The sequence below is a fragment of the Bacillota bacterium genome, from assembly GCA_009711825.1.
In the GTDB taxonomy this organism is placed as follows: domain Bacteria; phylum Bacillota; class Proteinivoracia; order UBA4975; family VEMY01; genus VEMY01.
The window spans coordinates 1-9,169 of the sequence record VEMY01000015.1 but is presented as its reverse complement, the minus strand read 5'-3'; the positions used below and the strand labels follow the sequence as shown (position 1 = coordinate 9,169).

The 9,169-nt window shown below is 49.2% G+C and carries 9 protein-coding genes and 1 pseudogene; 3 read left to right on the top strand and 7 right to left on the bottom strand.

Annotation, left to right across the window (positions count from 1 at the left end; all coding sequences use genetic code 11):
- Positions 1–225: pseudogene (locus FH749_06715) on the top strand (IS110 family transposase).
- 142 nt (positions 226–367) lie between these two features.
- On the opposite strand, the gene dprA reads toward FH749_06715, so the two are convergent.
- The 4 genes from dprA to FH749_06695 form a co-directional block, all read right to left on the bottom strand.
- A complete protein-coding gene (dprA, locus tag FH749_06710) occupies positions 368–1,450 on the bottom strand; it encodes a DNA-protecting protein DprA (GenBank protein ID MTI95166.1) in 1,083 nt (360 codons plus the stop codon).
- A 94-nt stretch (positions 1,451–1,544) separates the two neighbouring features.
- The gene (gene eam, locus FH749_06705) at positions 1,545–2,789 is read right to left on the bottom strand and encodes a glutamate 2,3-aminomutase (GenBank protein MTI95165.1); all 1,245 of its coding nucleotides are present in this window, start codon (positions 2,787–2,789) and stop codon (positions 1,545–1,547) included.
- A 37-nt stretch (positions 2,790–2,826) separates the two neighbouring features.
- The gene (gene mnmA, locus FH749_06700) at positions 2,827–3,882 is read right to left on the bottom strand and encodes a tRNA 2-thiouridine(34) synthase MnmA (GenBank protein MTI95164.1); all 1,056 of its coding nucleotides are present in this window, start codon (positions 3,880–3,882) and stop codon (positions 2,827–2,829) included.
- Between the two features lie 23 nt (positions 3,883–3,905).
- Positions 3,906–5,372 (bottom strand): amidohydrolase, encoded by a 1,467-nt coding sequence (locus FH749_06695; GenBank protein MTI95163.1) that lies wholly within the window; start codon positions 5,370–5,372, stop codon positions 3,906–3,908.
- 104 nt (positions 5,373–5,476) lie between these two features.
- Here FH749_06695 and FH749_06690 point away from each other — a divergent pair, with 104 nt between their 5' ends.
- Positions 5,477–5,962 carry a hypothetical protein gene (locus FH749_06690; protein MTI95162.1) on the top strand — a complete coding sequence of 162 codons (486 nt, stop codon included), beginning with the start codon at positions 5,477–5,479 and terminating at the stop codon, positions 5,960–5,962.
- Here FH749_06690 and FH749_06685 read toward each other — a convergent pair.
- Genes FH749_06685 through FH749_06675 form a run of 3 tightly spaced genes read right to left on the bottom strand, consistent with a single transcriptional unit; the run spans position 5,959 to position 8,384 of the window.
- A complete protein-coding gene (locus tag FH749_06685; GenBank protein MTI95161.1) occupies positions 5,959–6,237 on the bottom strand; it encodes a carboxypeptidase regulatory-like domain-containing protein in 279 nt (92 codons plus the stop codon). The two genes, FH749_06690 and FH749_06685, sit on opposite strands and share 4 nt — an antisense overlap.
- A gap of 55 nt (positions 6,238–6,292) precedes the next feature.
- Positions 6,293–6,856 (bottom strand): methyltransferase domain-containing protein, encoded by a 564-nt coding sequence (locus tag FH749_06680; GenBank protein ID MTI95160.1) that lies wholly within the window; start codon positions 6,854–6,856, stop codon positions 6,293–6,295.
- Between the two features lies 1 nt (position 6,857).
- On the bottom strand, positions 6,858–8,384 hold the full coding sequence (locus FH749_06675; GenBank protein MTI95159.1) for a YifB family Mg chelatase-like AAA ATPase: 1,527 nt from the start codon (positions 8,382–8,384) through the stop codon (positions 6,858–6,860).
- A 32-nt stretch (positions 8,385–8,416) separates the two neighbouring features.
- Here FH749_06675 and FH749_06670 point away from each other — a divergent pair, with 32 nt between their 5' ends.
- Positions 8,417–8,926 carry a CDP-alcohol phosphatidyltransferase family protein gene (locus FH749_06670; protein ID MTI95158.1) on the top strand — a complete coding sequence of 170 codons (510 nt, stop codon included), beginning with the start codon at positions 8,417–8,419 and terminating at the stop codon, positions 8,924–8,926.
- Positions 8,927–9,169 lie beyond the last annotated feature (243 nt).

Below are 9,169 nucleotides of genomic sequence, written 5' to 3'. Positions count from 1 at the left end.
TCGATCAGGTAATCGCTACCTCAGGTTTTACCTTGTTGAGGCTGCCAACTCGGTAATGAGATATGAACCTGAGTTTAGAAGCTATTATTTGAAGAAGTATCATGAAGTGCCGAAGCACCAGCATAAAGAGCCCTCGTCTTAACCGCAAGAAAACTTGTGCGTTTGATTGATGCGCTGCTACGCAACGATCAAATCTACACGCCAAGAAGGAAGGTGGGAAATTAGGAAATCCCCGACAGATTCCTTCGCCATTCCCCAGTTTTTGACATTCTGGGCTGGGGTTAATTTTAGCGCACCCTTTTTTAAGGAACAGGGCAAAAATAATTTCCAATTTCATAAATTAGGGGGTTGACATGTTACCGTAGGACTAATCGGCACACCGGGCATACTTCTGTCCAGGTAATCTGGCAACCAGACCTTTTAGTTCCAGACTGACCAGGCGGGCCAGCAGGATATTTGCCGACAAGCCGGTTAAAAATACCAGCTCATCCAAAGTAACGCCCTGAAAATCAATATACTCAAGCACCGGGTCAGAGTCAATGCCTGGCTCCTGCTTGACATTCAGTGGCAGGGAGCATATTCCATATTCCTCCAGAATGTCCGTAGCGTCCAAAACAAGCTTTGCCCCCTGCTGAATCAGACCGTTGGTCCCTTTACTTTGCGGGCTGTTGATATTACCCGGCACTGCGAAAACGTCTCTGCCCTCTTCCAAAGCAAACCCCACAGTAATCATTGCACCACTCTTTTCTGCAGCTTCCACAACAAGCAGACCTTGACACATGCCACTGATAATGCGATTGCGACGAGGAAAATTTCCCGCAGCAGGAGGAGTTCCCGGTGGAAATTCCGATATTACGCAACCCGAATCCTCTACTTGTTGTTTCAACTGTATATGTTTTGCCGGATAAGTGCGATCCAAGCCGCATCCAAGCACCGCCACTGTATAACCTTTGGCCTCCAGACAAGCTCTATGGGCGGCTCCATCTATACCAAGAGCAAGCCCGCTGACAATTCCCAGTCCGGAACGAACTAAGTTTTCGGTGAGTTTAGCGGTAACAACCCGGCCATATTCGGTCGCCTTGCGTGAACCCACCACAGCCAATAATTTTTTGTCGGAGCATGGAAGCGAGCCACGGTAATAGAGTACAGGCGGCGGATCATAAATCCTTTTTAAGAGTGGCGGGTATGCAGGTGAATCCAGCGTGAGTAACTTGATCGCAAGTTTGCTGCAAAGCTGCAGTTTTTCCATTGCCTCCGACAGGTCGATAGACGCCATAATATTCCTGGCCTTTGCCACAGAGGTATCGAGGGCTTCGGCCAGCTGATTGGCTCCGGCATTGAAAAAAATATCAATGTTCCCATGTTTCCGGTATACTTCCGCTATTGTCCGTGGACCGATTCCATGGATATTTGCCACCGCCAGCCATTGAGCGGAATTACCCCCAGACATTATTCCCTCTCCCCAGTAAATTTTTCTTAAAAATAACAAGTATCGGGCAATTTGTCAAACAAAAGCCCCGACCGCAGCCGAGGCAGAGTGGAAATTACTTATTTGGATACTCCAGGGTTTTCTTTTCCCATGTCCTGATGCGAGCCTTGTCTCCATCCAAGGAGATAAGGTACTCAGGAACTAAGGGCGTTTTGCCCATCCCTTTAGGCGCGTTGACAATATATGTTGGCACTGCCATTCCGGAAGTATAACCACGCAGTTTATCCATGATTTCCAATCCGGTTTCTATCTTGGTGGCGAAGTGGGATGTTCCCTTGACATTCTTGGCGTGGAAAATATAATACGGCCGTATCCGGACCTTGAGTAACTCATGGTTCAGTTTTTTCATTACATTGTAGTCATTATTTATCCCGGCCAGTAAAACAGCTTGATTGCCCAGGGGAATGCCAGCTTTACTCAGCTTGGCAGCCGCTTGAGCCGCAGTTTCCGTAATTTCCAGCGGATGGTTAAATTGAGTGTTCAAAAATAAGGGATGGTACTTCTCTAAAATAGCACAGAGCTCATCGGTAATTCTCTGGGGCATTGAAACCAGTGTCCTGGTTCCAAGTCGCTTGATTTCCACATGCTCAATTTTATGCAATTCGCCCAGCAGCCAGTCCAATAGCTGGTCGGACAACATTAAAGCGTCGCCGCCTGTAACCAAAACATCGCGAATTTCGGGATTGGCCCGAATATAATCCAGGGCCGCCTGCAGATCCTCTCTAGAAGTGTTTTGGTCTACCTCCCCAATATTGCGGCGCCTTTGGCAGTGACGACAGTACATGGCACATTGATTGGTTACATTGATGATCAAACGGTCTGGGTAGCGACGCGTGATTGCTGGCGCCGGCGAAGTAAACTCCTCAGCCATCGGATCAAGGATACCGTACTCGTCCTCTAACTCCTGAATGCTGGGCAGAGCCTGCAGCCGAACCGGACATTTGGGATCATCGGGATCAATTAACGAGGCATAGTAGGGAGAAATAGCCCAACGGAAGCTAGCCCCGGTTTTGTTGATTTGTCCGACTTCTTCTTCGGTGAGGTCTATTATCTGCGCCATGGTGTTGACATCGGCAATACGGTTGCGCATTTGCCATTTCCAGTTATCCCAATCTTTGTCATCCCCGCCCAAAAGCGTGAGTATTTTTTGCTTCTGTTGATTGATTCTGTCTGCAAGCGCACGTCCGGAAGGGATTGAATCGCGGACATCCAAATAGTCCTGAATCGTTGAGCGCAGCTCCTGGGCCCGCTCCGCGGCTATTTTCCGTTTTTCCTGTTGAGTGTAGTCATTGTTTGACATCTTCTCACCTCCATAAAGTACAACCCGTTATACCCTATTAATCTCTGGACAAGATAATACCTCCACCCAAAACTTCCTCCCCATCATAAACTACTGCCGATTGCCCGGGAGTGATTGCCCGCTGCGGTTCTAAAAACCTGATTTGAACAAAATCCCCGCTGGGAATAACCTCCGCTGGATGCGGATCGGCGTGATAGCGAATTTTAGCTTCCGCTGTAAAAGGCGCCGACGGGGTCACTCCGCTGGTCCATGTAAAATCGGCAACCCTAAAACTGCGGCTGAAAACCTCCAAATTATGCCCCACCACAATCTGATTGGTTTCCGGGTTTATATCAATGACATACAGGGGAGCTTCGGCGCTTATGCCCAACCCCTTTCGCTGGCCAATAGTAAAGTTGTGTATCCCCTGATGTCTTCCCAGCACATTGCCCTGTTGATCAACGATATCCCCTGGCTGCGAATGTACCTGGCCATGCAACTCAAGAAACTGTTTATAATCGTTGTCAGGGATAAAACAAATCTCCTGACTGTCGGGCTTGTTGGCCACCCTCAGCCCAATTTCAGAAGCCTTGGCACGAATCTGGTCTTTGGTGTACTCGCCGACCGGAAACAAAATTTTGGCCAAGAGCTCCTGTCCCAATGCATACAGTGTATAGCTCTGATCTTTGTGATTGTCGGTTCCCCGCAATAAACGATAACGCCCGTCTTGAAAATGAATGCGCGCATAATGTCCAGTGGCAACATATTCGATATCTAACTTCTTAGCCATCGAGAGCAGTTTGCCGAATTTGATCGACCGATTGCACTCAATGCACGGATTAGGCGTCCTTCCCCGGGCATATTCAGCGGAAAACCGGTCAATTACCAGCTTTTGAAACTCAGCCTGCATATTTAACACATAGAAGGGGATTTCCAGTTTGTTCGCAACCCGCCGGGCATCCTCCACGGCTGACAGCGAACAACACCCACCTTCATCTAAAGGTTCGATGTATTCGGGCCAAAGTTTAATTGTGGCGCCAACCACATCATATCCTTGTTCTTTAAGAATTACTGCGGCAACCGAACTGTCGACGCCACCACTCATGGCGACCATTACTTTCGGTTTGGTCAATTGTTTCACCTCTGATAAACTGTTTGCCCTGCAATTATCACCCGGTTAGGGCGATTAGCAGCAAGCTTGTCACAATCGAAATCGTTGTACACCGCAAGATCCGCCCACTTCCCGGCTGCAACAGAGCCGAAATCTGACCCCATTAATAAGGCGCTTGCAGCGGTATAAGCAGTTAAGGCCTGAGGTAGGTCAAGGGCCTCGGGACGGTTCCAGCCCCGAGCAGGTTCACCGGCCTGATTGGTTCGGGTAACAGCGGTGGCTATTCCATGCCAGGGATTGAGATCTTCAACTGGCGCATCTGACCCTCCTGTCAGGACTAACCCGGATTGTGCCAAGGACCGCCAGCAATAGCTGGTCTGCAAGCGGTCAGTGCCGACCCGGGACCAAACCCAATCCATATCGGTTTGTAGAAAACCGGGTTGTATCTCGATTATTATTCCCAGATTACGCATACGTTTAATTTGCCTGGTATTGGTAACCTGGCAATGAATCAGGCGGTGTTTCACCGGTCCGGGTGAATCCGCTCCTCTGACAGCGGCGATGGCGTTTAGAGCTTGCTCAATTGCCCGGTCACCAATAGCATGCAGAGCAAGTGTCACAGAATGCTGCTCAGCGAAAGCGACAATCTCCCTGAGCTCTGCATCTTCATAAACCAGCACGCCCCGAGTGTCCGGCTGATCGCTGTAATCGGCCAGTAATGCTGCTGTCCTGGCGCCCAGGGAGCCATCCAAAAACAACTTAGCTGCGCCAACCCGGATAAACTCGGTGTCCGGCTGCTGTTTTTTTATATAGGAAAACTCCTGGAGCTGAGAGAGCGCGCGAATTCGATGGTGCAATTGAACCCGCAGAGGAAGCTGTTCAATTGCGTGCTGATAATAGCTCCAAAGCGTATTATAATCGCCAACCACTTCCAGGTCGTCGGTTTGAACCCCGGTAATGCCATACCGGTGCGCGTAGTTAATCGCTTTATCAAGAGCGGAGGTGATTAACTCCCGCTTAGGAACGGGTATACTACCTTCGAATAACTCCATGGCCCTTTCTTCAAAGACTCCAGTTGGTTCGCCATGGTCATCTCGTTTAATTACCCCGCCGGGTATGTCGTCAGTTTGCCGATTAACTCCGGCTGCAACCAGCGCCTGAGTATTGGCCGCCACCACGTGGCCGCATACCCGATACATGAGCATCGGGCGCTCAGGGCAAAGCGAGTCCAAAAGTCTCTTGTCAAGTTCAAATCCAAGTTTGTTTTGATCCCAACCGCGCCCGATCACCCAGGTGCCAGTGAACTGGTCCAAATAATCGTTCACAACTCTATGTAGATCGTTCAGATCACGGCAATGATTTACTTGCAGTTCCAACATCGCCAGTCCGGTCCCCAATAGATGCACATGGGAATCAATTATTCCCGGCATAATTAATTCTGCAGTGGCGTCTGACTGAACAGGTGAAAGCATATGTATTTTTTTGCTCAGCAATTTTACCGCCCCCGGCCCGGTAAAGGCATCGCCAGTAAAAATCTGTTTGGCAGTAAGTATAATTTCTATCACCTTCTTTTTAAGCCAACTAAAGGAGCACGGAAATGAATTATCCCTACTATTATATAGTTAAAAACAAACTTACTCAACCTGTGCTTAATGATATTTTCACCGCGATAGCAGAGCACAGAGAATACATTGAGATGATTCGTGACACAAAACATGAAAAGAGTAAAAAAATAGAGTTGACGCTGGCGCCAACTTTGAAAGGCCTCGGATTCTGTCACTCTGTAACTAATAAACAGTTTCCACTGTTTAAACCCCCCAGCCAGTTTGAGGTGGACTTTTATCATCCAGATAAGAAAATAGCGATTGAGATTGAGCGCAGCAATCTCTATACAAAAGTATGGCTTGCCCTGTACAAAATGTTGGAATCGAGTTTGGTCAGCCATGGAATCATTTGTGTCCCAATTCGGCGAATTGTCCGCAATGCCCCGGAAAACTCTTTTGAGCTGACTGCTAAACGAATTCGGGATAACACCGAGAATCTTTTAAGCCATTTAGACAGCTTGATTGTATTGGGGTATTAACCGGTCACAGCGGGGTCATCATCCAGCCCCGGCAGCTCTAGGCTGCGGGCAATAAATACATCCTGCTTCCCAACGAAACATTGGCTGTAATTCTCGGTATAGGGAGGCCTAACAATCGCCACTGACCAATGCCCCGGCCTCAAATCCTTGAGCTGAAATCTGCCCCGGCGATTGCTGTATGTGTGGAAGCACCCTTGATTACCGCAACATTCCACCAACACTCCTTCTAAACTCTGACCCGTGTCCCGGTCGACAATCTGTCCACGCAGATACATAATTTAGCCCCCTGTTATTGATGTGTTATAGCATATGCAACAGGGGGCATAACTGTTATTTAACAGCCTTATAAATCAGCCATAATCGAGGCGGCGAGTTGGGCTTATTTATCAGTTCAAGCTTGAGAACCGAAAAGTCCCGGGAAGAAAGGGCGCCGCAAAACTCAGCCACTTTCTGTTCCTCGACTTCCCCGCCTGAATGACCGGAATATGTAACAATCGCAACCAAGCCGCCTGGCCGGAGCAGTGATATAGACGCATTCAAGGCAATAACTGTCGTTTCCGGTTTTGTCACCAGCGTCTTATCTCCTCGGGGAAGATATCCAAGATTAAACAGTACAGCACCAACGGTCCCAGGCATTAAATATTTGCTCATTTCGGTGTGAGACTGCTTGTGAAGCCGCACTTGAGATTCCAGGCTGTGGGCATGTAATAAGGCCTGGGTGTTGTCAATGGCCTGTTGTTGAATATCAAAACTATGTACAACCCCCTGTTTTCCAACCAGCCGGGCTAAAAAGAGGGTGTCGTTGCCATTGCCAGCGGTGGCATCAACCGCCGAGTCTCCCAATTTGAGAACGGCCGCCACGTGTAGATGACAGGCAGAGATTATGGGGTTCATTTTACTCAATCCTTTCCCAATGGAGGTTGCGGAATGATAAAGCTTCGGAAACATCGATAAACTGTATCTGTTCATGACCGGCCAAATCAGCAATTGTCCGCGAGAGCTTTAACAAACGCTGGTAGGCACGGGCGCTGAAACTAAGTCTGTTAAACGCCGCGGCCAGAAGCCGCTCCGATTCCCTGTCAAGACCACAATAGTTTTCTATAGCTCCAGGGTCCATCTGGCTGTTGACTGCCCCCGGTGCGCCAAAGCGTTGGGCTTGCACCTCCCTGGCCTGGATCACCCTGTATCGAACAGCGCTGGATGGCTCCGTCTCCTGTTTATCCCGCAATTGCTGGTAGCTAACCGGCGGCACATCAATCCAGATGTCCATTCGGTCAAGTATCGGTCCGGAGAACCGGGCGCGGTACCTCTGGATCTGGCTCAGCGAGCATCTGCATTCCGCGGCCTCTACTCCATAGTAGCCACAGGGACAGGGATTGGCAGAGGCCACCAGTAAAAATCGGGCAGGAAACCGAAAGCTGGCCCGGGCCCTGGCGATGGTAATTTCACCAGCCTCCATTGGTTGCCGCAATACTTCAATCACTTCCCGGCGAAACTCAGGGAACTCATCCAAGTAGAGGATTCCGTGATGAGCAAGGCTGACCTCCCCGGGACGGGGCACGGCGCCCCCGCCCACAATGCCCGCATAACTGGCAGAGTGATGTGGACTGCGAAAAGGCGGCTGTCTTATCAATCCCCGGTCCCCCAATTGGCCTGCCACACTGTAAATCCGGCTTACTTCCAGCGCCTGGTTGTATGTAAGCGGAGGCATAATTGACGGCAAACAATTAGCCAGCATTGTTTTTCCTGAGCCAGGCGGGCCAATCATCAGTATATTATGTCCACCGGCTGCGGCAATTTCCAAGGCGCGTTTTAACATATGCTGGCCTTTGACGTCGACAAAATCATTTCCCGTTTGCGCTTTCTCTTGACTCTTACCCCGTTGCCAGGGTGTAAAGGTATGACCAGTCTTTGTCAACCCAGTGAGGGTTTCGGCTCCGTAGACCTGGATTTCCTCTAACACCGCCGCCTCATCGGCATTGGCTGCGGGGACAACTACTTGTTTCAGTCCCTGCTCCTGGGCAGTTAAAGCCATTGACAGCACCCCGCGCACTGGCTGGACCAACCCCTCCAGTGACAATTCACCACAAATCATCGCCGAACGCAATATCTCCGAGTCGGGTATCTGACGGCTGGCCAACAATATCCCCAGGGCAATCGGCAAGTCAAGAACTGGCCCGTGTTTAGGCACAGATGCCGGCGCCAAGTTTACGGTAATTCGGCCGTCAGGCATCCTGAATCCAGTATTGCCCAAAGCCGCCCGCACCCGTTCCCTCGACTCTTTAACTGCTGTGTCAGCCAGGCCAACGATCTCAAAATGAGGAAATCCCCGGGCGACATTGACTTCGACCCTAGTAAGTATGCCCTCATACCCGGAGATTGTGCAACTGTTTAAAATAGCTAGCAAGGCAACCCCTCCCATAAGGAGAATATTCGCTATAGTCTCTCAATTACCTGCTGTGCTTTGGCAACTGCGACTCCATATGCTATGATGAGAGCATAAAACTGAAAGAAGGGTTGCGTTTGCTCAAACTAAACTTGCCCTGTGCCCTGTCCCTATCCCGACTGGTCTTACTTCCGATTCTGTTTTGGCTGGTTTTGGCCGGACATACCTGGTTTTTTTTCGCTGCCTACCTGGTGTTGGGCTCAACAGATTTCTTTGACGCTTTACTTGCCAGACGATTTAATCAAGTAACTCCATACGGCAAAATTTACGACTCAGTGTCTGACCTCTTCTTTTACATTGCATCCGCATGGTTTCTTTGGCACCTGTTCCCCGAGGTGGTTACCGCCAACATCGTCTTTCTTTGGGGATTCTTTATCCTTCTCGGGCTGTCCTTCGCAATCTCCGGTTACTTATTTAAAAAACCGGTAATGATGCATACCCGGCTCTTACGTCTGCCTGACAGTGCTGGCATCTTTTTTTTTCGACTCAACCTGGTTGGTAAGAATAACGCTCTTTAATTACTTCCTTGCATTTATTGAAGAAATATTAATTTTTATTTTCTTTGGTCATGTTGACCCTGACACAAAATCTATTTATTCTCTGTTTAAAGACAAACCGGACAATCTAGCTCTGTCTGGCATTGTACAGTGGTAGACACAGCAAAGGCCTAAAAAAGCCCATGACACAGGGGCTAACCCGTCATGAGCCTAAAAACGTGTTGTGACTACAATATTTACTGTTTTGGACTAGGAAACTCGACA

Excerpts from the sequence above, each read along its gene's own strand:
- FH749_06680 (MTI95160.1), bottom strand. The coding sequence starts at position 6,856 with ATGAACCCCATAATCTCTGCCTGTCATCTACACGTGGCGGCCGTTCTC.
- FH749_06690 (MTI95162.1), top strand. The coding sequence starts at position 5,477 with ATGAATTATCCCTACTATTATATAGTTAAAAACAAACTTACTCAACCT.
- dprA (MTI95166.1), bottom strand. The coding sequence starts at position 1,450 with ATGTCTGGGGGTAATTCCGCTCAATGGCTGGCGGTGGCAAATATCCAT.
- eam (MTI95165.1), bottom strand. The coding sequence starts at position 2,789 with ATGTCAAACAATGACTACACTCAACAGGAAAAACGGAAAATAGCCGCG.
- FH749_06685 (MTI95161.1), bottom strand. The coding sequence starts at position 6,237 with ATGTATCTGCGTGGACAGATTGTCGACCGGGACACGGGTCAGAGTTTA.
- FH749_06675 (MTI95159.1), bottom strand. The coding sequence starts at position 8,384 with ATGGGAGGGGTTGCCTTGCTAGCTATTTTAAACAGTTGCACAATCTCC.
- mnmA (MTI95164.1), bottom strand. The coding sequence starts at position 3,882 with ATGGTCGCCATGAGTGGTGGCGTCGACAGTTCGGTTGCCGCAGTAATT.